This is a genomic window from Streptomyces sp. AHU1, from assembly GCF_045343905.1.
GTDB classification, from domain to species: Bacteria; Actinomycetota; Actinomycetes; order Streptomycetales; family Streptomycetaceae; genus Streptomyces; species Streptomyces triticiradicis.
In genome coordinates this window covers 4,596,804-4,617,282 of the sequence record NZ_CP174283.1, presented here as the reverse complement: position 1 = coordinate 4,617,282, position 20,479 = coordinate 4,596,804, and the positions used below count along the sequence as shown (strand labels likewise).

Here is a 20,479-nt window from a genome sequence, read left to right as displayed (position 1 = left end):
GCCCACACAGAAGAGTCAGCGTTCGCCCCGATCACCGATGGGTGACAATCAGCCGCTCAGCCGCGGCTCTCCTGACAGCCCAGCAAGTGAGAAGTAGAGTGTGAAGTGTGGACGGGATGGAGCGGGGCCCACTCTTCGAGCGCCTACTGGTCGATGACGTGGCGCTGCCTGACGCGCCTCTGGCCAGAGTGATCGGCCAGCTGCGCTTCGGCACGCTGTCCGTGTTGGCATCCGGAGACGAAGCCGTTCAAGCCTTCGTCAAGGAACTTTCGGACACCTATCCCTTCATCGAGCAGGGGGTCGAACAGACTCTCCTTTTCACCCCCGGTCAGCCGATGCAGCAAGCCGAGGTCGGTAAGGTCTGGCGTCTTCGATCCGCAGACCATCAGAGTGTCGTCGCACTGACCAACGGGGCGCTTACGCTTGAGACCGCAACGTATCCCGGCCGCACCGGATTCTGTGCCGAGTTGGCGCGCCTGGCAGGCGTCCTGCAGGCCGTAACTCGAGTGCCTTCGTATCACCGCGTCGCTATCCGTTACACCAACCGTCTGACCGGCGCGACGGCACTTGGACAGCTGACCAAGCTTGTCCACCCCGAGTTTCTCGGCCTGGTCGGAGCCTCCCTGGGGAGCGGCACGCAGCTCTCGTACACGCTGTCACAGACACTCCTCTCCTTCGACGGCGCTGCGAAGCTACTCGTCCAGTACGGGCTCCTCCCGGAGAGCGGAACTTTTGACCCGACACTCCCACCAGTAGGCGAGTCGAGTTGGGTGCTGGACCTCGACTCGTACGAGGAGTTTCCAGACCCGCGCCTGGCACTGCCAGCAGAGTCGGCTGCGGTTTCGAGAGCTGCTGAGGCCTGTGCCGAACGTGCTCACACGCTCTTCCGTTGGGCCGTAACTCAGGAGTTTCTTACTCATTTCGGTGGTCAGCCATGACTGGCACCCTGCTGAACCCTGGGCCCTATACCGCAACATCAACAACCCAGTACGAGCTGGCTGACGAACATCGACAAGCCGTTTCCTCGTCCCGCATCCGCATCTGGGTTGCAGGTCCTGTGGCGGCCGCCTGTCTCGCAGGCACGATGACCTTTGGCGCTGCGGCTGCTCCAGCTCAGGCAACACCTCTCGAAGGCCGTACCTACACTCCCCAAGTTCGCAAAGGCCTGGGCGATGAGACCCAGGCGGAATCAGGTACCGCCTTGCCGACGCGGAGCCCGGCTCCGGAGCGCGCAACCACCACCGCCGCCTCAGTCTCCCAACTCCATGATCGTTCAGGCTTGACCTGGGACCAGCTGGGAAAGCTCTTCGGCGTCAGCCGGCGTGCTGTGCACATGTGGGCTTCCGGGAAGCGAATGAACGCGCGGAACACAGAACTGTTGGGAGAGCTGCTACGCATCGTCAACTCGGCACCCGGCGAGACATCTGAAGAACGCCGAGCCTGGCTTTTTGTGCCAAGAGCTGACGGAGTGACCCCGATTGAGCGATTCTTGAACGAGCACCGCCGCCCTGGGCAGCCACTGAGCGGCTCTGGGTACACACCGGCGGGGCTGCTGGGGATGACTGACGAGTAGCGAGGGCAATTGCAACATGACCGAGCCATCCCTCCCCGCGGGCGAAATAGGGGACCGGCTGGTCGAGCAGACCCCGCCGCCCGAGTGCGCACCAGTTGATCTTTCGGGGTACCAGCAGGCGGACGTGCTCAATACGGACCGCATCCCGCTGCGCGGCCCTTCCGGTGAGGCGGTCTGGCATCCGACTCCGGACGGTGTAGTGATCATTAGCCAGACGTGCGACATCGTGCAGCAGAACAAGGCATACCTCCAGGTGGCCCCCATCGTGAGGTTGCCGGAGAACCTGGTGAAGCAGGCTGCGAAGGGAGCCAGGCCCGGATACGTCGCAGTTCCCGAAGCCGGATCCGATGCCTTTGCCGATCTTGACCACATTGCCACCGTGTCGAAGGCTCACGTTGCACTTCTCGCACCGCAGCGAGGTGTCGCGGATGTAGCGGCCCTGCGAGCCTTCGGGATGCGAGTCGGACGTCGCTTCTCTCGCTTCGCTTTCCCGGACGAGGTCTCACCATGGCTGGAGCCGCTCAAGAGTGCGGTGATCAGTAAGGCGGGCAACACCAACAGCCCACTGGGGCGTGTGCTGGACGGATGGGTGGAATCGTTGCGGCTGGAGTGCAGTCCGAGTTGGGATGCAGGTCCGCCCTACCAACTCACACTGCTCGTGCTCGTGAAGCCCGGCCTTCTACCCGTGTTCGATGAGAATGAAAAGCCTGAGCCACCCCCGGCCCTTGAGCAATGGCTGTGGGATGAGGAAGGCAGGGTCAAGCAGCGTCCTGCGGCGATTGCGGATCGACTCACCAAGCTCACCACCGACGGAGAGCGGACCGAAAGGCACTGGCTATGGGAAGGGTTTGCGCAGTCCCTGGCCGCCGAATGCAATCCGAAGGCACCCGCTCCGGACGATGTGACCAACGCCGTTGCAGGCGGTGAGATCGATGCCGAAGTGACCACGATTCGAGACATCACCTACGAGCGAGTCCTCCAGAGCGAGGAGATCGATGTCGATCACCTCTCGCCTCCGCTGCCACGCTGAAGGAAACATCCGTTCCGTGGGGTTCGTTTCCACATGTGCTGCCTGTGTTCACGCCTGTTTTAGTCCAGCGAGATCTCTCCGTCTGGCAGCCATCCCTCCCAGTAGCCGTCCATGAAGTCGAGCAGTTCAGCCGGTTCGACCCGTTCTCCGGAGCGCCGCAATTCGGCCGTCGTCCACCACTGGGCTTCCGGGGCGAACGCGAAACGGGTGGCCGACGGCCAGCTGTCTCCTGCGGGCCGCACCACGACGACGTACTGAACGCCCTGCGGTACGTCCCTGCGGGAGAGGCGGCCGATGAGCGGCTGGACGCGAAGCGCGGGGAGACGGACAACGCGACGCAAGTGCCTCAGTGCCGCGCGGCGGACGGTCTCACCGGGGCGCATGGGGAACGTCGGCACGGTCCAGGAGCCGACTTCGCTGTCGGGCGCGGACGGGATCAGGAGAAGTCTGCGCTTCGAGGAATCGATGAGGACAGGACGTACTACGTCGCGGCCGTCCGAAGGGGCATCGTCCATACCCCCACCTTCCCTCTATGTTATTCGAATAGCATCCCCAGGAGTTCCAGCAGGGTGATGCACGACGGGCCAGGATCCCGTCAGGAAAGAGCGCCTCAGGGTCACCCACATCGGTGATCTGTTCGCGACCCGCAGTTCGCCGGAACGCGCCTGCCACAGGATGCGCCTCGTGAGTACTGCGAAGAGGACAGCGCAGAAGCATCGCCAGCCGCGCCGCACGCTGACCCTGCCCGCGATTGAGCCGATACCCGGCGAGTCACTGACCAGTTGGATCGGTGCACTCGCCCAGCAACAGGAACTCGAGATGAAGGCGCTCCTGCGGGAGCTTCACCTCGATCGGCTCGGGGGTCTCTCCGGGGCCGAGATGCGGATATCCGGTCCGGTGGTTCAGCGGATGGAGGAGCTAACCGGGATAGACGCCGGGCGCCTGCACGCGATGACCCTCGCACGCTACGCCGGCAACGCGCTGCCGCATCTGCCGCCGTTCTCGTCCGACGGCGTGGCGGTCGAGCAATGGCACAAGGGGGCCTGGTTCCACCACTCACAGGCCCGCTGGTGCCCGAAGTGCTTGCGGGGCAACGACGGTCCGCGCTGGCTTCTGCGCTGGAAACTCCCCTGGTCGTTCGCGTGTGTGGACCACGGGGTGTACCTGGTGACCGAGTGCCAGGCCTGCTGGGACACCGTCCGTTTCCGGCATGACGCCCCGCCCGAGCGAGCCTGCGAGAACTGGACCGACGAGGGCGAGGGAAATTACAGCCTGGGAGAGCCGTGCGGCTTCCCGTTGGCCCGGTGCCAGCCGACGCCGGTGAGCGACGAGTCCGTTCTGGCCCTGCAGACTCGCGTCCACGCCTGGCTCGACGGGACGCCCTCGCATGAAGACCGGATGCTCGTGGCCCTGGCCTCGGTCCTGATCCCGCTCATGTCCCCGTCGATGCTGCGGCGCGGTGATCCTCTCCTGCGGTACGCGGTGCGCTCTCCCAGGGGCACCACCCAACGAAAGAGAGACGGGAGAAGGCCGTGGACCGACTCGCTTCGGGTGGCGGCTGCCGTTTGCGCCGCGGACTCGTTTCTGCGCCGTGGGAATTCCCCCCCAGAGGTCGCGGACTGGGTCGCCGACCTTCGGCTCATCGACCACCGACGTACACCGTGGCGCATGGACGTGGCGGAGTTGGCGTACGGGCCGTCCCTCCGGCCCAATCCCTTCGTCGAGCCGCTGGTGCACCGCGGGTTGATCATTCTTGGCGGCTGGCTCTGAGACGCGCCAGGGCGAAGCCGACGGGTTCACCCCCGGCGGATCTCGGTGAACGAGGCTCTCCGTGCTGGGCCGGGAAAGAGCTCCACCGGATTCCCAGGCTCGTCACAGAGACATGGGCACTCATTCGGCACTATGTCCCTGCTGGTCCTCGAATCACTCGGCTACCGAGGACCACACCAGAACCTGTCGAAGATCCTCGGCGTAGCAGGTGAGCTCGAAGACCCTCCCTGGCCATGAGGCGAGCCTACGCAGCCCTCTTCCCTAGTCCGTCCACAAAGGCCGCGAGCCGCGCCAGCGCCTCCGTGAGGCGGTCCGGGGGGACCGTATAGGAGATGCGGACGTGGTGCGGGGCCGCGAAGTCGGCGCCCGGGACGACCGCGACGTTGGCCTCCGTGAGGAGCAGTTCCGCGAAGTCCGCGGCGGAGGTGATGGTGCGGCCCGCCAGCGTGCGGCCGTAGGTGCCGGAGATGTCGGCAAGGAGGAAGAAGGCGCCCTCCGGGTTGCCGTCGACCTCGATGCCGGGGATGTCGGCTAGGGCCTTGATGGTGGTCCGGCGGCGCTCGTCCAGCTCCAGTCGCCGGCGTTCCAGCTCGGTGGTGAGGTCTGCGGTCAGGGCGCCGTGGGCTGCCTTCTGGGAGATGGAGGACGGGGCGGAGGCGGTGTGGCTCTGGATTGCCGTGATGGCTTGGGCCACGGGGGCGGGGGCGGCGACCCAGCCGATGCGCCAACCTGTCATGGCGAAGGTCTTGGAGACGCCGCCGATGGTGAGCGTGCGCTGCGCGACCTCGGGGCCGAGGGCGGCGACGGAGACGTGTTCGGCGGCGCCGAAGACCCAGTGGTCGCAGATCTCGTCGCTGATGATCGCCAGGTCGTGATCGATGGCGACCTGGACGAGGGCGGCGAGCTCGGTCCGGTCGTAGACGACGCCGGAAGGGTTGGCCGGGTTGTTCAGGAGCAGGACCCGGGTGCGGTCGGTGACCGCGGCCCGCAGCTGGTCCGGGGTCACCTTCAAACCCGCGCCCGGGGCGGGCCGGACGGGGACGAGGGTGCCGCCGGCCAGGGCGGCCAGGTGGGGGTAGCTGACCCAGTAGGGGGCCGGGATCAAGATCTCGTCTCCGGGTTCGACGAGTGCGGTGAATGCGTAGTGGAGGGCCTGCTTGGCGCCGGCCGTGATGACCACGTCGTCCCTGCCGTACGCCGTCCCGTGCCGGTTGAGGAAGTCGGCGGCGGCCGCGCGCAGTTCGGGGATGCCGGCGGCGGGGGTGTACCGGGTGAAGTCTGCGGCGATCGCGTCAACGGCGGCCTGGCCCGCCGGTTCGACGGTCGGGAAGGCCGGCTCACCGCTCGTGAGGTTGATGACGTCCACTCCCTGGGCGATCAGCGCCTTCGCCTGGGCGTCCAGGGCGGCGGTCGCGGACGGCGGGACCTGTGCAGCCCGTCGGGCCAGGCGGACGTGGCTGATCGCTTCGGGGGCGGGCGTTGCAGTGCTCACGGCGTTCCTCAAGGTGGGGTTCAGTGCGGTCGTGACGGGGTTCAGATGCGTGCGCCGTGAAGGGCGATTGCGGAGTTCTGGACACGGCGGAACTTGTCAGAGCGGCTTACGGGATCGCTGACTTCAGCGCATCCGTCGCAGAAGCGGACGCGGGCGACGAACGCGTCGTTGCGGGCTTGGCGGAACTTGCGGATGGAGTGGCGAATGGACGGCATGACATCCTCGATTCATAGATGAGCGTCTATGGCTCACAGAATGACAGAACGCATAGATGATCGTCAATGGATTTGGTGTCGCGTCCCGCTTCTCGGGCGGATCTGGACGGAGGGGGCTCCGATCGGCCAGATTGGGCGCATGATCGAGCCTGCACCTGCTGGGATATCCGCGCCCTGCTGCCCTGAACCCATGACCGCTGCCGAAGCGGCCGACCTGGCAGCCGCGTTCAAAGCGCTGGCGGATCCGGTGCGGCTGAGGATCGCCAGCATCGTGGCCTGCTGCCCGGCCGGCGAGGTCTGCATGGGAGAGATCGCCGCGGAGTTCTCCGTCTCGGGGCCGACCATCAGCCATCACTTGCGGAAGCTTCGGGAGGCCGGGGTGCTGTCCTCCGAACGCAGGGCGACCGAGGTGTACTACCGGGTGCGCTCCGACAGGCTGGACGCCCTGATCGGTCAGCTCTCCGCAATGAAGGCGATGCTCGGGCAGGGCTCCTGCGCCACCCCTGCCTGACCGCAGGGGAGCCGGTGCGCGCTCCCGCCCCGAACACGGCTGCGGCCCGCCCCGGAGCAGGGGGCGGGCCGTTGCCGTCTGTTGCGTTGGCGCTCAGGCCAGGTGGATCAGAGCCATATCGGGGCGGTGTAGCCGAGGACGACCGCACCGGTGAAGAGGATGCCGACGACCAGGGCCACGACGCGCCAGCGGGCGATGAGGAGCATGCCGCTGATGGCGCCGACGCTGGTGCCTGCGCCGGTCATCAGGAAGGCGAGCGCCGGGCCGGGGCCCATGCCGCCCTTCATCAGGGTGGCGACGAGCGGCAGTGAGCCGTCGGAGTTCAGGTAGACCGGGATGCCGATGAGCGCGGAGAGCGGCACGGAGTACCAGTGGCCGCCGCCGAGGTACTCGGTCAGGTAGCGGGTCGGGATCGAGTTGATGATCAGGAAGCCCAGGGTCGCGAAGCCGAGGAAGTAGAGCGCGAGGCGCTTGCTGGTGACCAGGAGCTCGTTGCCGAACTCGTCGAGCTTCCACCGCTTGACCAGGTCGGTCTCGACCGGGGCGGGGGCTGGCGCCGGGGCGATGGGCCGGTTCAGCAGGGCCGTGCGGGCCAGGCCGCCACCGCCGGAGCCGGCCGGGGCGCTGACGCCACCGTTGCCCGGGACGTCGTCGGCCTCGGTGTCACCGCCGGTGCAGCAGCTCTCTTCGGCCTTCTTCTCGGCCTCGGTGGAGGTCAGGCGGGCCTGGCCCTCAAGCCAGCCGGTCTTTTCGATGAACCAGGTCACGAGACCGGCGAAGAGGCCGATGACGATCGCCGCCACGAAGAAGGTCATGGCGAAGTTGGAGCCGAACAGGCCCGTGGAGTAGACGAGTTCCTCCGGGCTGGTCAGCGGCGAAGCGACCATGAAGGTGATGACCGGGGTCCAGGGGACGCTCGTGGCGAGGGCGCCGAGGACGACCGCGGTGGTTCCGCAGGAGCAGAACGGCGTCAGTGTGGCCAGGACGACCGCCCCGAGGACCGCCCAGAGCGTCTTGCGTCGCAGCCAGGAGGAGAGCCGGTCCGCTCCGACATACACCGGGATGGCCGAGGCCACGACCACGCTGATCAGCAGGAAGGGCCAGTTCGCGGAGAGGGAGTGGCCGACGTCCGAGGCCGTGCGGCCCAGGACGTCGAGGACGGTGTCGAACACGGGGAGCTCCAACTCAACTCATAGACGGCTGTCGATGGGTTGAACTCTGCCCGACTCATAGATGACTGTCAATGCGTTTGGGGAACAATCCATAGATGACCGTCGTTGAATCGGGTATGCCTACGCCCATCTCGGAGCTCTGCTGCTCCCCTGTGCTCGCCGGCCCGCTCACTCCGGAGGCCGCCGATGACCTCGCCGCCGCGCTGAAGGTCGTCGCGGACGCCACCCGGCTGCGGCTGCTCGGGCTGATCCGCACCCAGCCGGGAGGCGAGGCCTGCACCTGCGACCTCACCGAGCCGCTGGGGCTGACCCAGCCGACGGTCACGCACCACCTCAAGGTGCTCTTCGAGGCGGGCTTCCTGGAGCGTGAGCGGCGCGGGCGTCAGACGTACTACCGGATCGCGCCGGGGAGCATGACCGTGCTGTGCCAGGCTCTGGACCCTTCGCCGGATCTCCTCCCCGCCTGACCCAACTCGTTTCAGCCAAGGGCTGGTTACCTGCGCGCCGCGCGCAGGTGACCGGCCCTTTGGCATGTTCAGGCATGAGGGTGCCGGGCGCGCTTCATGCCAGCAGTGATCTCTTCCGCACCCTGGGTGACCTCGGACAGACTCATGGACACCGGGAGGGCGACAAGCCCCCAGGACCACCGGAACCGGCCACCAGGCCGCCGGTCGCCAAAAAGCCACTGTCATTTCAAGGGGAGAGCCATGTCTGTTTCGCGTACCTCGATGAGCCTTGCCGCCGCCGTCCTGGTGTCCGTGATCGGACTCGGCTCCGCCTCCGCACTGGGCTCCTCGCCGCTCGGCTCCCGGGTCGGCGCCGGCTGGGACACCGCCCCCGTCACCCAGGCCACCGGCGCCGGCTGGGACACCGCCCCCAAGACCCTGGCCACCGGTGCCGGCTGGGACACCGCCCCGATCGGCCCCTCCACCAACGGCGCGGGCTGGGACTGACCTCCTGCCCTCGTAGCCACGACCCGTTGACCCGGCCTGACACCGCAGAGCCACCACCCGAGGAGAAGAAGAGATGAGCACCACCTGCTGCAGCGCCACCACGGAGGAGCCGGCCCCGGCGCTCGTGGTGCTGGAAAAGCCGACCGACGGTTGCTGCTCGGCCCCCGAGGCCACTGAGACGCCCGAAGCCGCCGACCAGGAGGGATCCTCCTGCTGCGGCGCGACGGAGGAGGCCGCACCCGCGAAGGCCGAGGAGCCCTCCGGCTGCTGCGGCCCGGCCGCGGACCCCGAGCCGGAGCCGGTCGAGGCCGCCACCGGATGCTGCGGTCCCGCCAAGCCCGAGCCCGTCTCCTGCTGCGGCAGCACCGAGCAGGAGGACCCGGCCGACGTCCGGACCGGCCTGTCGCTCGACGACGCGGTCGCGGCCCTCGGCGGCAGCGTCCCGCAGGTCACCGACCCCGCGCCGTACGTCCTTCCGCACTGGCTCCGAGCCACCGAGGCCAGCCTCGAAGACGCCAAGCCCTGGTACACCGTGGCCGACCGCGGCGAGGGCGAGCTCGCCTTCCTGCCCGGCTTCCTCTTCGACGCCGCCCCGATCGTGGACGCCGACCCGCGCACCTACCTGGGCTGGCAGCCCAAGGACGGCGCCGTGGCCTGCTGCTCGGCCACCGCCTGCTGCGACACCACCAACGACACCGTCGAGGCGCTCGGCGCGGAAGCCTTCTTCCCGGCGCTGCTGCTCGGCTCCCCGCTGGGCTACCGCTCCGAGGCCTCCGCCTCGGTCGAGGATCCGCTGCTGGTCGCCGACCTGATCGACCGCATCGTCCCGGCTGCCGCGGAGGCGGGCGTACGGTCGATCATCGCCCCCTGGCTGCACGACAGCCCGCACAGCGAGGTCCTCGCGCTCGCCCTTCAGGCGTACGGCGGTGACATCGCCTTCCACGGCGAGAACAACCTTCTGGATCTCCAGCACGACAGCTACGACGCCTACCTGGCCTCCCTGCCGGCCCGCAAGCGCCGCCGGGTGAAGGAGGACCGCGACCGGGCCGACGGCTCCGGCACCCGAATCGAGCGCAAGGACCGCGAGGAGCTGCGCCCGCTGGTCGGCCGGATCTCCGAGCTCATCACCCAGAACCGCCAGAAGTACGGCGGCGGCGAGGACGAGGCGCACATCGGAGCCCTGCTCGGCGCGCTCGTCGAGGGCGGGGCCGACGTCCGCGCGTACCTGGTCCACAAGGACGAGCAGCTCGTCGCCGTCTCGGTGACCGTCCGCCAGGGCAAGCGCCTGTTCGTGAAGTGGGCGGGATTCGACTACGAGGCGCTCGGCGAGCGCAGCGGCATCTACTTCGAGATCGTCCTGGACCGCCCGCTGCGTGATGCGTACGCCGAAGGCGTCACGTCCATCGAGGCCGGCCCGGGTGCGGACGAGGCCAAGCGGCTGCGCGGCTTCAAGCCCCGCCAGATCCGCTCGGCGATCCTGGTCACCGACACCGACCTGCGTGCCGAGGTCGCCAAGCTGCACGCCGCCTTCGGGCAGGCCCGCCGTGAGGCTCTGGGCGCGACGACGGAAGAGGCGCCGGCCACGGCCATCGGCCGCCTGAAGGCCAGGCTGCTCGGCGGTAACGCCTACGAGCCGATCCAGCCTCTCCAGCCGGAGGGCGGCTGCTGCGGCTGACCCCTGATCCACAACTCAACACCCCCCAAGGCCCGGTGTGCGACGAGTCGCACACCGGGCCTTGCTCGCGCTGCGGGAGGGGGGGTGCAGCGCGAGGGGAAGGGGGTCTCAGTTGGTCCAGCCGGCCTTCGACGCCAGGACGCCGGCCTCGAAGCGGCTGCGCGCACCAAGGCGGGCCATCAGTTCCGACATCATGCGGCGGGCCGTGCGAAGGCCGATGCCGAGCTTCTTCGCCGCGATCTCGTCGGTGGCCCCTTGGGTGAGCTGGCGCAGCAGCTCACGCTCCTGCGCCGTGAGGCCGGCCTCGTCGCGGTCTCGGGTGCTGCCGATCGGGGCCGCGCACTCCCACACCTGTTCGAACAGGGCGGCAAGGGCGGTGAGCACACCGGGGCCGGTCAGCTGGACCGCGCCCTTCTTGGTGTTGTTCGGGTCCACCGGCAGCAGGGCCACTTCGCGGTCGAACAGGACCATGCGCAGCGGCAGGGCCGGCACGGTGCGGACCTCGCCGCCGTCGCTGTGGAGCCACTGGGCGTATTCGACCGTGGGGTTGTCGTTGCGGACGCTGTCCAGATAAACGGTCAGGACGCGTACGCCCCGGCGCATCAGGTCTTCGTCCAGCGGTCGGCTCGCATCCAGGCTCGCCGCGGACTGCGCGCCGCCGGGCATGAAGGACAGGCACTCGCTGGTGGAGCGATGGGCGAGCTCTTCGAGGCGGGTCTGGATGGCGTCGATGCCCTGGAGGTACTCGACGCCGTGCCGCTCGCCCGTCCGAAGCTCGGAGTACTCGTCCAGGAGCTTGCTGATGGCTGCCTGGCTCTCGGCGAACTGCTGCTGCTGGGCGAGCAGATGAGCCTGCTGGCGCTGGAGCAGCAGCTGGAAACCGAGATCCGGGCTGACGGGTCTGAGCCCGCCGGGCGCCTGCATGGAGCGGCGCAGCAGGTTCAGTTCGGCCAGCCGGTCCAACGAGGACCGTACGGACTCCTCCGAGCAGCCCAGGTGGACTGCGATTTCCGCAATCCCCCAGTCCTGCTGGGTGAGCATCAGCCGGTAAACAGACTCGGCCTCGGCATCCAGTCCCAAACTTGCCAGCACAGCGACCCCCCGCTTGACGTCTCACATATCAAGATGATCCGTTAGTACATCGGCGGGCGCCGATCTTTGCAGGTCAGGGGTCTGTGCGACAAGGGATGTTCGCAGAGTGATCACCGGCGCGGGCACCTTCCGGGTCTCCGGGGATCGCGGTTCAGGCCACTTTTAGGCAGGTGCCTGCCGGTCGCACTTCATGCCAGTGGGGAACTCTTCCGCCCCTTGAAAAGGCTCAGCAAAATAGTGATCACAGGGCGGCGGAGGTCCTCGGACACGGAATCCGCAGCGCGTCGAGAACGCCCCCTGATCTGAGCGAAAACCTTCATTCCACCACACGGAGGACAGCCATGCCTGCTGCGCGGAGAGCCCTGCGCCTGATCAACAGAGCCGCCGCGGTCGCGCTGGGCTTTTCCCCCGCCGGCGGACACGGCTGCGGCCCCAAGTGCCGCCACACGGAGCTCTACGACGCCGTCACCCAGGCTGAAGCCGACCAGCACGTGTGGTCCGTACCAGGGCTTACCGCCCGGCCTGGAGGCCCCATGTTCATGGCCACCGCCACGCTCGTCGCCGCCAGGGAAGCCGAGGCCGCGAAGCTGGAATCGGCGGTGGTCACCGACATCGTGTGGGCTGCCGCAATGCCGGGTGACGACCTCGAACACGTCCACGCGAAGACGACTTCCGGACGTATAGACCTGACGTTCTTTCACCAGACCAGCAGCCCCGACGGCGCATTGTTCGCAGCGGCCGAGATTTGCCGTCGCGCACTCAATTCCAGCCCCACGTTGGCCAATTGGCGAATTTCCGCCGGCCCTCAGCTTCCCGACGCCCTGCCCGGCTCGGGCGCCGCGTTCGCGTGACACAGATCACCCACCATCACCAGGAGTTCCACCCATGAGCGGTATCAACGACCCGCGGCTGAAGGCCGAGCAGCTCACCGTCGAGACCATCGGCTCGATCGACCACGAGGTGAAGGTCCTCGGATCCAAGTCCTACACCAACCGCCAGATCGCGATCGCGGCTCTGGCCGCCCTCGACGGCAAGACCGGTGTGATCGACGGCGCCCTGGTCTCCGACGACACCATCTACTTCGCCGACGCCGTGGCCTCCTTCGGGCACGTCAGCGTCGAGATCGACCACGACAACCACCGCTTCACCCTCACTCCGACCGGCAAGCCGATGGTCGCCCCCGCCGACGACATCTTCGTCGGTGGCGCGGGCACCCCGCTGCGCTTCCTGATCTCCATGGCGGGACTCGCCGAGGGCGTCACCACCATCACCGGCAACACCCGTATGCAGGAGCGCCCCTTCGGCGACCTGCTCGCGGCCCTGCCGGGCCTGGGCGTCGAGGCGGTCGCGGTCCGCGGCAACGGCTCCCCGCCGATCCAGGTCACCGGCGGCAACTTCGTCGGCGGCAAGACGAAGATCTCCGGCGCCATCTCCTCCCAGTACACGTCCTCGATCCTGATCAGCTCCGTCCTCGCCCAGCAGGACACCGAGATCGAGATCGTCGACGAACTGGTCTCCAAGCCGTACGTCGAGATGACCCTGGCCACCCTCGCCGAACACGGCATCACCGTCGAGCGCGACGGCTACCGCCGCTTCAAGATCGCGGCCGGCCAGTCCTTCAAGGGCGGTCACGCCGTCGTCGAGCCCGACGCCTCCGGCCTGTCCTACTTCATCGCCGCCGCCGCGATACTCGGCGGCCGGGTCACCATCCCCGGCATCGGCTCCACCTCCCACCAGGGGGACGTCGGCCTCGCCGAGGTCCTGGGCCGGATGGGCGCCCACGTCGAGATCACCGAGAAGTCGATCACGGTCAAGGGCGGCGATCTGCGCGGCATCGAGGTCGACATGGACGCCATGCCCGACGTCGTCCCGTCCCTCGCCGCGGTCGCCGCCTTCGCCGAGGGCAAGACCCACATCACCAACATCGCCAGCCTGCGGGTCAAGGAGTGCGACCGCATCGCGGCCGTCACCACCGAGCTCCGCAAGATGGGTATCACCGTCGACGAGTACGACGACGCCATGACCATCCACGGCGGCACCCCGCACGGCGCGGTCATCGACACCTACGACGACCACCGCATCGCCATGACCTTCGCGATCATCGGCCTGCGCACCCCCGGCGTCGTCATCAACGACCCCGGCTGCGTCGCCAAGTCCTTCCCCGCCTTCTGGAACACCCTGGACACCCTGCGGTGACCGGTCCCGACACTTCCGCCGGAAGCCCCGGGATCCTGCTCGTCCTCGACGGCTGGGGCCACGCCGCCCCCGGGCCCGGCAACGCGCTCACCAACGCCCACACCCCCGTCCTCGACGCCATCGCCGCCAAGCACCCCTCCACCTTCGTGGAAGCGTCGGGCGAGCACGTCGGCCTGCTCCCCGGCACCGTCGGGAACTCCGAGATCGGCCACATGGTCATCGGCGCCGGCCGGCCGCTCGACTACGACAGCGTCCTGGTCCAGCGGCAGATCGACTCCGGCCTGCTGCGGGACAACCCGCGCCTGACCGAAGCCCTCGACCGGCTCGCCGCCAACGGTGGTGCCCTGCACCTCATCGGCCAGGTCTCCGACGGGATGATCCACGCCCACGTCGACCACCTCCACGAGCTCCTGTCCATCGCGGCGTCCCGCGGTGTGAAGCGCGTGTGGGTGCATGCCATCACCGACGGCCGCGACGTCGCCGACCGCACCGCCGGCCACTACCTGGGCCGGGTCGAGGAGTTCTTCGCCGCCACCGGCACGGGCGCCCTGGCCACCGTCTCCGGTCGTGGCTACGGCCTCGACAAGAGCGGTGACCTGGAACTGACCGCCAAGGTCAGCGAGGCCATCACCGACGGCAAGGGCGCGACCGCCCGCGACTACCAGCAGGTCCTGGCCGGTGCCCAGAACGGGGACGTATGGGTCACCCCGACCGTCCTCACCGACGCCGGCGGTGAGCCGCTCGCCACCGTCCAGGACGGCGACACGATCCTGTTCACCAACTTCCGCAGCGACCGCATCCAGCAGCTCGCGGACGATCTCGTCCAGATCCTCACCGACACGGACGTCGACGTCCTGTCCCTGACCCAGTACGACACCCGGGCGGCCATCCCCGCCCTGGTCGGACGGGCCGACGCCTCGGGCGGTCTGGCCGACGCGCTCGAAACGCAGGGCCTGCGCTCCGTGCGCATCGCGGAACAGGAGAAGTTCGAGCACGTCACCTACTACATCAACGGCCGCGACGACCGGGCCCGCGAAGTCGAGGAACACATCCGCATCACCGCGGACACCACCCCCGACTACGTCGCCCGGCCCGAGATGAACCTCGCCCGGGTCACCGAGGCCATCACCGCCGCCGCCCGGCGTGACGACGTGGCCCTGGTGATCGCCAACCTCGCCAACATCGACGTCGTCGGCCACACCGGCAACCACGACGCCACCGTCAAGGCCGCCGAACACACCGACCGTGAGGTCGAGAAGATCCTGACCGCCGCCGCGGCAACAGGCCGCTGGGTCCTCCTCGTCGGCGACCACGGCAACGCCGAACGCATGTCCAAGCCCGGCCCCGACGGCACCCCGCTCCCGTACGGCGGTCACACGACCAACCCTGTGCCGGCGGTCGTGGTCGCGGCCCCCGGGCAGCTCCTTCCCGAGCACCTCGCCGACGGCGGCAGCCTCGCCGACATCGCACCCACCGTCCTGCACCTGCTGGGCCGCCCGAGCAGCCCAGCCATGACCGGCCGGAGTCTCCTGTGACCGCAGCCCAGCTGATCACACCCACCACCCCCGGCGGCGCCGCCTTCGCCTCCGCCTTCACCACCGAGGCCGCGCTGCGCGACCTGGACCTCGGTCCGGCTCTCAAGGCCGACATTCGCACCAACACGGCCGGCACCGTCCACGTGTTGAGCGTCCACAACGCCACCGACGAGATCCAGGAGTTCCAGCCCGAGGGCCTGCTCCCGCAGACCGACGGCCCGCTCCTGTTCCTCGGAGGCGGCTCGACCACCGAGGAGCGCGACGGCCGGCTCGTCGCCCGCCTCGCGCCCCACGGCTTCGTCCAGCTCGGACGGATCCTCGACAGCCCGCAGGAGCACGCATGACCACCGCCTTCGGACCCCGGCCGCGCATCGCGCTGATCGGTGACCACGGCAAGTCCCCCGCCCACGCCCGGCTCGACAGCTTCCGGCACGAGCTCGACGTGGACACCGAGTGGGTCCCCACCGAAACCGTCACCGGCCCCGAGTCCCTCGAAGGCTTCGACGGCATCTGGGTGGTGCCCGGCTCCCCGTACGAGAACAAGGACGGCGTGCTGTCAGCCGTCCGGCACGCCCGGGAGAACGGCATCCCCTACCTGGGCACCTGCGGCGGCTTCCAGCACGCGCTGATCGAGTACGCCCGTACGGTCGTCGGGCTCACCGACGCCGACGACGTGCAGTACGACCCGGAGGCTCCGACCCCACTGATCGTCCCGCTCACCTGCTGCCTGGCGGGCGAGCAGGCGCCGCTGCTGCTCACGGCGGGCAGCCGGCTGGCCGCCGTCTACGGCAACGCGGAGCTGACCACCGAGACGTACCACTGCAAGTACGGCCTCAACGGCGAGTTCGTCGAGCGCCTCACGGACGCGGGCGTGCTGTTCAGCGGCTGGGACACCGAGGGCGCCCCGCGTGCCGCCGAGGTCCCCGGTCACCCGTTCTTCATCGGCACGCTCTTCCAGCCGGAGCTGGTCTCCGGCCCCGGCAACGTCCATGCGCTGATCAAGGCGTTCGCGGCCGAGGTCGCCGCCCGCGCAGCCATCAGCGCCTGACACTCCTACCGCACCCCGGGCGGGTCATGTCTCCACCATGACCCGCCCGGGGTTCTGCGTTTCCCCGGCTGTCTCCTCATCGCCCCAGATCAGAGCATGGAGCAGGGCGCGCCGCTCGGGCTTGACCGCATACCAGGCCCACGTACCGCGCTTCCTGCGGCTCACCAGGCCGGCGTCCACAAGGGTCCTCATGTGCTGGCTGACGGTGGACTGGGCCAGCCCCAGGAGCGGCGTCAGATCGCATACGCACGCCTCACCATCCGGGGCCGCGAGCAAGACGCTGAGGATCTGCAGCCGTGTCGGGTCGGCTATGCCCTTCAGATTCTTCGCGAGCACCTCCGCCCGCTTCCTGGGCAGTGGATCCACTTCAAGGGGCGGCCCGCAGGACGGATCATCGTCGATGAAGGGCAGGAGGCCTGAGGAGCGGCCGGTCGCCTGATCTGCGGGCATGCGATTCACCCTACGGCCGCGGGCGTGGCGCCCAGCCGACCGGATGATCCTATTCAGCCATTATTTGCCTGCCGTTCAACTTGGCCGGACCGCGCTCCGGACGCCCTGCCAGGCAGGTGGGTGCCGTACGCGGTTGATGCCACCCGCAACCTCTTCTGCCGCGGCTTCCCACCGAGCAGACTCTTGATCGTCAGGGTTGTTCACCCGCCCTCAACTCTCAGTCAACTCACTGTCAACCAGCAAAGGCACCGCCATGTCTGTCATGACCACAGCACCCCATCAGGCGACGTCACTCCGCGCCGGAAGGCGGAAGCAGCTCGGGTTCGCCGCTTCCGCCGCGCTGCTCCTCGCAACCGCGCTGACGGGCTGCGCGGGTTCCGCCAAGGCCGACTCGGCCACACTGCAGGCCAGCGGGTCGACCACCGTCGCCCCCGTCGCGTCCGACGCCGCCGAGGCCCTCAAGTCCAAGGGCCTGAACATCACGGTGGCCACCCAGGGCGGTTCGGCCGGCGGCATCTCCCAGCTCGGCTCGAAGCAGATCAATATGGCGCTGAGCTCCAAGCCCCTGGCGGACGAGGACCGCAAGGCCTACCCCGACACCGACTTCGTCCCGACGCAGATCGGCGCGGACGCGGTCGGCGTCATCATCAGCAAGAAGGTCGCCGACGCCGGAGTCAAGAGCCTCACCAAGGAGCAGGTCAAGGGCCTGTTCGAAGGGAAGATCACCAACTGGTCGCAGGTGGGCGGCCCGGACCTGAAGGTCTTCGTCTACGACAAGGAGCCCGGTCGCGGCACCCGCGAGGTGCTCGACAAGTTCGTCTACGGCGAGGAGAAGGCCCCGCCGCCCCCGAAGTCCGACAACTACGCCATCGTCGGCGGCAACACGGAGACCCTCAACAAGCTGGAGTCCACCCCGGGTTCCATCGGCCCGCTGTCGACCGGCTTCATCGCGGGCCATGACGACCTGGTGGCCGTGGCCCTGGACGGCGTCGCTCCCACCCTCGACAACGTGAAGTCCTCCAAGTACCCGATGACCCGGCCGCTGTTCATGATCACTGATGGCAAGCCGAAGGGCACCGCCAAGCAGTACATCGACTACGTCCTCTCGCCGGAAGGCCAGAAGCTGCTGCCCAAGCACGGCTACCTGACCCTCAAGCAGATGGGGAAGTGACGGTGAGTCTCACTCTGGAGCGCCCTCCCCAGGCGCCCGGACCTGCCGCGCCGCGGCCGCCCGCTCAGGGCGGCCGCCCCGGGCGGGCACGATGGGTCTGGGGATGGGTCTACACCGGGATGTTCTCGGTCGCCCTCATCCTGACGGTACTGATCGGATACCTGGCCACCGGCATCGCGAGCGGCGACGTCGACTGGTCCGACCTGGCCACCAACCCGACGTGGGACCCGATGAACGGCACCTTCGGTGCCCTGGCCATGATCTACGGTTCGGCCGTCGTGTGTGCCCTCGCGCTGCTGCTGGCCGTCCCGGTCGGCTGGGCGGCGGCCGTTGCACTGACGGAGTACCTGCCACCGCGCCTCGCCAAGCCCCTGAGGCTGAGCGTCGAACTCCTGGCGGCAGTCCCCTCCATCGTCTACGGCCTCGTCGGCGTCATGGTCGTCCGCCCGTTCGTCGCCGCGCTGGGTGACGTGCCGGGCGGTGACAGTCTGCTCGCCGCGGGCATCGTGCTCGCCGTAATGATCATGCCGACGATCGTGGCCGTGAGCGTGGACGCCCTCGCCGCCGTCCCCGGCCGCTATCGGGAAGCCGCCTACTCCCTCGGACTGACGCGCCGTGAGGTCGTACGGTCGGCCGTGCTGCCCCAGGCACGGTCGGGGATGCGCGCCGGTGTCCTGCTCGGTCTTGCCCGGGCCCTCGGCGAGGCGATCGCGGTCTTCCTGGTCGTGGGACGGGCCGACGGAAGGCTTCCGGAGTCGCTCGGGGGCTTCTTCTCCTCCCTGGTGCACCCCGGCCAGACCCTGACCGCCAAACTCGCGGGCCCCGAGCCGATGCTCGCGGGAACCTCCGGCCCCTACTTCGCGGCGCTGTGCGGTCTGGGCATCATCCTGCTCGCCCTGGTGGCCGCGGCCACGGTGTGGGGCACCCGGGGGACATCGAGCCGTGCCACGAAGCGCGGGCTGCGCCCCCGCCGGGCCTCCGCGTGGCTGCGCATTCCGCGGGACCGGCTCGCCACGCTGCTGCGACTGGGAGCCCTGCTCCTGCCGGGAACACTCCTCGTCGGGATGCTCGCCATCCTCGTGACACGGGGCAGTTCCGCGCTCAACCCGGCCTTCTGGTTCTCCCCTGCCACCGGTGCGGCCAGCGGCGGTGTGAGCGGCCAGATCCTCGGGACACTCCTGCTGATCGCCACCGCGGCCCTGATCGCGCTGCCCCTCGGCTACGGCGCGGGCATTCTGATCGGCGCCCACGCCTCCGCGAGGACAGCGCGTGTGCTGGAGACCGTCACGGTGGCCATCGGCGGAACACCGACCATCCTGCTGGGCCTGGCCGGATACGTCCTCTTCTCCATGACCATGGGATGGGGCCGGTCCTGGCTGGCCGGAGCCATCGTCCTGGTCCCCGTGGTCGTACCGGTCATCGCGCTGACCACCGCAGGCCGCATCCGGAGCATGCCGAGCGAACTCACCGAGAGCGCCCTGGCACTCGGCCTGACCCGGGCGCAGTACATCCGCTCCGTGGTCATCCCCTACACCTGGCCGGCCACACTCACCGGTCTGCTGCTCGGCCTGGCCCGGGCAGCGGGCGAGACAGCCCCTCTGATCTTCACCGCCACGGTGTTCTTCGGAGCACCCGCCCTGCCGACCGGGATCGTCAACTCCCCGGTGCAAGCGCTGCCGACCCACATCTTCACCCTGTCCCAGGACTCGAACGCCCCCGAGGCGATCAACCAGGCATGGGGCAGCGCGCTGGTCCTGGTCCTGATCACCGCGGTACTTCTCAGCCTGGCGGTGGCACTGCGCAACCGCTTCGAAGGAGCACGATGGACAACGTGATAGCCGTCCGCGACCTGCGGGTTCTCGACGGCAAGAAGACTCTCGTGGGCCCGGTCACCTTCGAGCTGGCAGCCGGATCGACCACCGGCCTGTGCGGCCCCTCGGGCGCCGGCAAGTCCACGGTGCTGCGCGCCCTGGTCGACCTGCTGCCCCACGGCCTCACCCGCGACGGCCATCTGGAGGTCCAGGGGCGAACCATCCGCCGCGGCAAGGGGGACGCGGACTTGCGGAGCACGGTCGTCCTGGTGCCGCAGACACCCGTGGTCTTCGGCGGCAGCATCCTGGACAACGCGCTCTTCGGCCTCCGGCACCTGGTGCGTGCTTCCCGAGCGGACATGCGCGACCGTGTGGAGCAGGCGCTGCGGGAGGCGAGTTTGTGGAACGAGGTCCGCGACCGGCTGGACACCCCAGCCCAGACGCTCTCGAACGGCCAGCGCCAGCGGCTGTGCCTGGCCCGTGCCCTGGCCCTGGAACCGGCGGCCCTCCTGCTGGACGAACCCACCAGCGCCCTGGACGAACGGAGCCGGGACACGGTGGAGGAGTCGGTGGCCGCCCTTCGCGGCAACCGCACGGTCCTCCTCGTCTCGCACGATCCGGCGCAGGTGGAGCGGCTCTGTGACCGCACGGTACGTCTGGAGCTGCCGGAAACCCTGGCGCTCTCCTCGGCAGCCGTCTGAGCACGGGGCGCAAAGAGCAACAGCAGGTATCGAAAACCGGGCCCGGTCCGTCGTGTCGCAATCACGACGGACCGGGCCCGGCGT

At 68.7% G+C, this 20,479-nt stretch carries 21 protein-coding genes; 15 read left to right on the top strand and 6 right to left on the bottom strand.

Annotation, left to right across the window (positions count from 1 at the left end; genetic code table 11):
• Positions 1 to 116: 116 nt before the first annotated feature.
• Positions 117 to 938 (top strand): TIGR04255 family protein, encoded by an 822-nt coding sequence (locus ACICHK_RS20635; protein ID WP_406841275.1) that lies wholly within the window; start codon positions 117 to 119, stop codon positions 936 to 938.
• Between the two features lie 651 nt (positions 939 to 1,589).
• Positions 1,590 to 2,603: a hypothetical protein gene (locus tag ACICHK_RS20630; RefSeq protein WP_406838056.1), complete on the top strand. Its 1,014-nt coding sequence runs from the start codon at positions 1,590 to 1,592 to the stop codon at positions 2,601 to 2,603.
• A gap of 59 nt (positions 2,604 to 2,662) precedes the next feature.
• Here the strand turns inward: ACICHK_RS20630 and ACICHK_RS20625 are convergent, their stop codons facing one another.
• Positions 2,663 to 3,118: a hypothetical protein gene (locus tag ACICHK_RS20625; RefSeq protein ID WP_406838055.1), complete on the bottom strand. Its 456-nt coding sequence runs from the start codon at positions 3,116 to 3,118 to the stop codon at positions 2,663 to 2,665.
• A gap of 169 nt (positions 3,119 to 3,287) precedes the next feature.
• Between ACICHK_RS20625 and ACICHK_RS20620 the strand changes: the two genes are divergently transcribed.
• Entirely contained in the window at positions 3,288 to 4,373 is a 1,086-nt protein-coding gene (locus tag ACICHK_RS20620) for a TniQ family protein (RefSeq protein WP_406838054.1), read from the top strand.
• 244 nt (positions 4,374 to 4,617) lie between these two features.
• Here the strand turns inward: ACICHK_RS20620 and ACICHK_RS20615 are convergent, their stop codons facing one another.
• Together ACICHK_RS20615 and ACICHK_RS20610 are read right to left on the bottom strand one after the other, a co-directional pair.
• Positions 4,618 to 5,865 carry a pyridoxal phosphate-dependent aminotransferase gene (locus tag ACICHK_RS20615; RefSeq protein WP_406838053.1) on the bottom strand — a complete coding sequence of 416 codons (1,248 nt, stop codon included), beginning with the start codon at positions 5,863 to 5,865 and terminating at the stop codon, positions 4,618 to 4,620.
• Between the two features lie 41 nt (positions 5,866 to 5,906).
• The gene (locus ACICHK_RS20610) at positions 5,907 to 6,080 is read right to left on the bottom strand and encodes a hypothetical protein (RefSeq protein ID WP_386598336.1); all 174 of its coding nucleotides are present in this window, start codon (positions 6,078 to 6,080) and stop codon (positions 5,907 to 5,909) included.
• A gap of 190 nt (positions 6,081 to 6,270) precedes the next feature.
• On the opposite strand from ACICHK_RS20610, the gene ACICHK_RS20605 reads away from it, so the two are divergent.
• Entirely contained in the window at positions 6,271 to 6,591 is a 321-nt protein-coding gene (locus tag ACICHK_RS20605; protein ID WP_245173078.1) for a metalloregulator ArsR/SmtB family transcription factor, read from the top strand.
• Between the two features lie 107 nt (positions 6,592 to 6,698).
• Here the strand turns inward: ACICHK_RS20605 and ACICHK_RS20600 are convergent, their stop codons facing one another.
• Positions 6,699 to 7,763 (bottom strand): permease, encoded by a 1,065-nt coding sequence (locus ACICHK_RS20600; RefSeq protein WP_406838052.1) that lies wholly within the window; start codon positions 7,761 to 7,763, stop codon positions 6,699 to 6,701.
• A 95-nt stretch (positions 7,764 to 7,858) separates the two neighbouring features.
• On the opposite strand from ACICHK_RS20600, the gene ACICHK_RS20595 reads away from it, so the two are divergent.
• The 3 genes from ACICHK_RS20595 to ACICHK_RS20585 all read left to right on the top strand — a co-directional run bounded on the left by ACICHK_RS20595 (position 7,859) and on the right by ACICHK_RS20585 (position 10,391).
• Entirely contained in the window at positions 7,859 to 8,230 is a 372-nt protein-coding gene (locus tag ACICHK_RS20595; protein ID WP_406838051.1) for an ArsR/SmtB family transcription factor, read from the top strand.
• Between the two features lie 240 nt (positions 8,231 to 8,470).
• Positions 8,471 to 8,716, top strand: coding sequence for a hypothetical protein (locus ACICHK_RS20590; RefSeq protein ID WP_406838050.1), 246 nt, complete (start codon positions 8,471 to 8,473; stop codon positions 8,714 to 8,716).
• A gap of 73 nt (positions 8,717 to 8,789) precedes the next feature.
• A complete protein-coding gene (locus ACICHK_RS20585; RefSeq protein ID WP_406838049.1) occupies positions 8,790 to 10,391 on the top strand; it encodes a GNAT family N-acetyltransferase in 1,602 nt (533 codons plus the stop codon).
• Between the two features lie 108 nt (positions 10,392 to 10,499).
• On the opposite strand, the gene ACICHK_RS20580 is transcribed toward ACICHK_RS20585, so the two are convergent.
• Positions 10,500 to 11,471 carry a LuxR C-terminal-related transcriptional regulator gene (locus ACICHK_RS20580; RefSeq protein ID WP_406838048.1) on the bottom strand — a complete coding sequence of 324 codons (972 nt, stop codon included), beginning with the start codon at positions 11,469 to 11,471 and terminating at the stop codon, positions 10,500 to 10,502.
• Between the two features lie 545 nt (positions 11,472 to 12,016).
• Here ACICHK_RS20580 and ACICHK_RS20575 point away from each other — a divergent pair.
• Genes ACICHK_RS20575 through ACICHK_RS20555 form a run of 5 tightly spaced genes read left to right on the top strand, consistent with a single transcriptional unit; the run spans position 12,017 to position 16,262 of the window.
• A complete protein-coding gene (locus ACICHK_RS20575) occupies positions 12,017 to 12,334 on the top strand; it encodes a hypothetical protein (protein WP_406838047.1) in 318 nt (105 codons plus the stop codon).
• Positions 12,335 to 12,368: 34 nt separating this feature from the next.
• Positions 12,369 to 13,679, top strand: coding sequence for a 3-phosphoshikimate 1-carboxyvinyltransferase (aroA, locus tag ACICHK_RS20570; protein WP_406838046.1), 1,311 nt, complete (start codon positions 12,369 to 12,371; stop codon positions 13,677 to 13,679).
• Positions 13,676 to 15,214 (top strand): 2,3-bisphosphoglycerate-independent phosphoglycerate mutase, encoded by a 1,539-nt coding sequence (gpmI, locus tag ACICHK_RS20565; RefSeq protein ID WP_406838045.1) that lies wholly within the window; start codon positions 13,676 to 13,678, stop codon positions 15,212 to 15,214. The genes aroA and gpmI overlap by 4 nt, the downstream gene beginning before the upstream one ends.
• Positions 15,211 to 15,558, top strand: a complete 348-nt coding sequence (locus tag ACICHK_RS20560; protein WP_406838044.1) for a hypothetical protein — start codon at positions 15,211 to 15,213, stop codon at positions 15,556 to 15,558. The genes gpmI and ACICHK_RS20560 overlap by 4 nt, the downstream gene beginning before the upstream one ends.
• Positions 15,555 to 16,262: a glutamine amidotransferase-related protein gene (locus tag ACICHK_RS20555; RefSeq protein ID WP_406838043.1), complete on the top strand. Its 708-nt coding sequence runs from the start codon at positions 15,555 to 15,557 to the stop codon at positions 16,260 to 16,262. The genes ACICHK_RS20560 and ACICHK_RS20555 overlap by 4 nt, the downstream gene beginning before the upstream one ends.
• Before the next feature lie 24 nt (positions 16,263 to 16,286).
• Here ACICHK_RS20555 and ACICHK_RS20550 read toward each other — a convergent pair whose 3' ends face one another.
• A complete protein-coding gene (locus tag ACICHK_RS20550; RefSeq protein ID WP_406838042.1) occupies positions 16,287 to 16,712 on the bottom strand; it encodes an ArsR/SmtB family transcription factor in 426 nt (141 codons plus the stop codon).
• A gap of 262 nt (positions 16,713 to 16,974) precedes the next feature.
• On the opposite strand from ACICHK_RS20550, the gene ACICHK_RS20545 reads away from it, so the two are divergent.
• From ACICHK_RS20545 to ACICHK_RS20535, 3 genes are read left to right on the top strand one after another with little or no spacing between them, the layout of a single operon-like run.
• A complete protein-coding gene (locus ACICHK_RS20545; RefSeq protein WP_406838041.1) occupies positions 16,975 to 17,883 on the top strand; it encodes a phosphate ABC transporter substrate-binding protein in 909 nt (302 codons plus the stop codon).
• 2 nt (positions 17,884 to 17,885) lie between these two features.
• On the top strand, positions 17,886 to 19,718 hold the full coding sequence (pstC, locus tag ACICHK_RS20540) for a phosphate ABC transporter permease subunit PstC (protein WP_406838040.1): 1,833 nt from the start codon (positions 17,886 to 17,888) through the stop codon (positions 19,716 to 19,718).
• On the top strand, positions 19,706 to 20,395 hold the full coding sequence (locus tag ACICHK_RS20535) for an ATP-binding cassette domain-containing protein (RefSeq protein WP_406838039.1): 690 nt from the start codon (positions 19,706 to 19,708) through the stop codon (positions 20,393 to 20,395). The genes pstC and ACICHK_RS20535 overlap by 13 nt, the downstream gene beginning before the upstream one ends.
• The last annotated feature ends 84 nt before the right edge of the window (positions 20,396 to 20,479 follow it).

Excerpts from the sequence above, each read along its gene's own strand:
- ACICHK_RS20585 (WP_406838049.1), top strand. The coding sequence starts at position 8,790 with ATGAGCACCACCTGCTGCAGCGCCACCACGGAGGAGCCGGCCCCGGCG.
- aroA (WP_406838046.1), top strand. The coding sequence starts at position 12,369 with ATGAGCGGTATCAACGACCCGCGGCTGAAGGCCGAGCAGCTCACCGTC.
- ACICHK_RS20590 (WP_406838050.1), top strand. The coding sequence starts at position 8,471 with ATGTCTGTTTCGCGTACCTCGATGAGCCTTGCCGCCGCCGTCCTGGTG.
- ACICHK_RS20555 (WP_406838043.1), top strand. The coding sequence starts at position 15,555 with ATGACCACCGCCTTCGGACCCCGGCCGCGCATCGCGCTGATCGGTGAC.
- ACICHK_RS20595 (WP_406838051.1), top strand. The coding sequence starts at position 7,859 with ATGACCGTCGTTGAATCGGGTATGCCTACGCCCATCTCGGAGCTCTGC.
- ACICHK_RS20635 (WP_406841275.1), top strand. The coding sequence starts at position 117 with ATGGAGCGGGGCCCACTCTTCGAGCGCCTACTGGTCGATGACGTGGCG.
- ACICHK_RS20605 (WP_245173078.1), top strand. The coding sequence starts at position 6,271 with ATGACCGCTGCCGAAGCGGCCGACCTGGCAGCCGCGTTCAAAGCGCTG.
- ACICHK_RS20610 (WP_386598336.1), bottom strand. The coding sequence starts at position 6,080 with ATGCCGTCCATTCGCCACTCCATCCGCAAGTTCCGCCAAGCCCGCAAC.
- ACICHK_RS20630 (WP_406838056.1), top strand. The coding sequence starts at position 1,590 with ATGACCGAGCCATCCCTCCCCGCGGGCGAAATAGGGGACCGGCTGGTC.
- ACICHK_RS20535 (WP_406838039.1), top strand. The coding sequence starts at position 19,706 with ATGGACAACGTGATAGCCGTCCGCGACCTGCGGGTTCTCGACGGCAAG.
- ACICHK_RS20550 (WP_406838042.1), bottom strand. The coding sequence starts at position 16,712 with ATGCCCGCAGATCAGGCGACCGGCCGCTCCTCAGGCCTCCTGCCCTTC.
- ACICHK_RS20545 (WP_406838041.1), top strand. The coding sequence starts at position 16,975 with ATGACCACAGCACCCCATCAGGCGACGTCACTCCGCGCCGGAAGGCGG.
- ACICHK_RS20575 (WP_406838047.1), top strand. The coding sequence starts at position 12,017 with ATGTTCATGGCCACCGCCACGCTCGTCGCCGCCAGGGAAGCCGAGGCC.
- ACICHK_RS20625 (WP_406838055.1), bottom strand. The coding sequence starts at position 3,118 with ATGGACGATGCCCCTTCGGACGGCCGCGACGTAGTACGTCCTGTCCTC.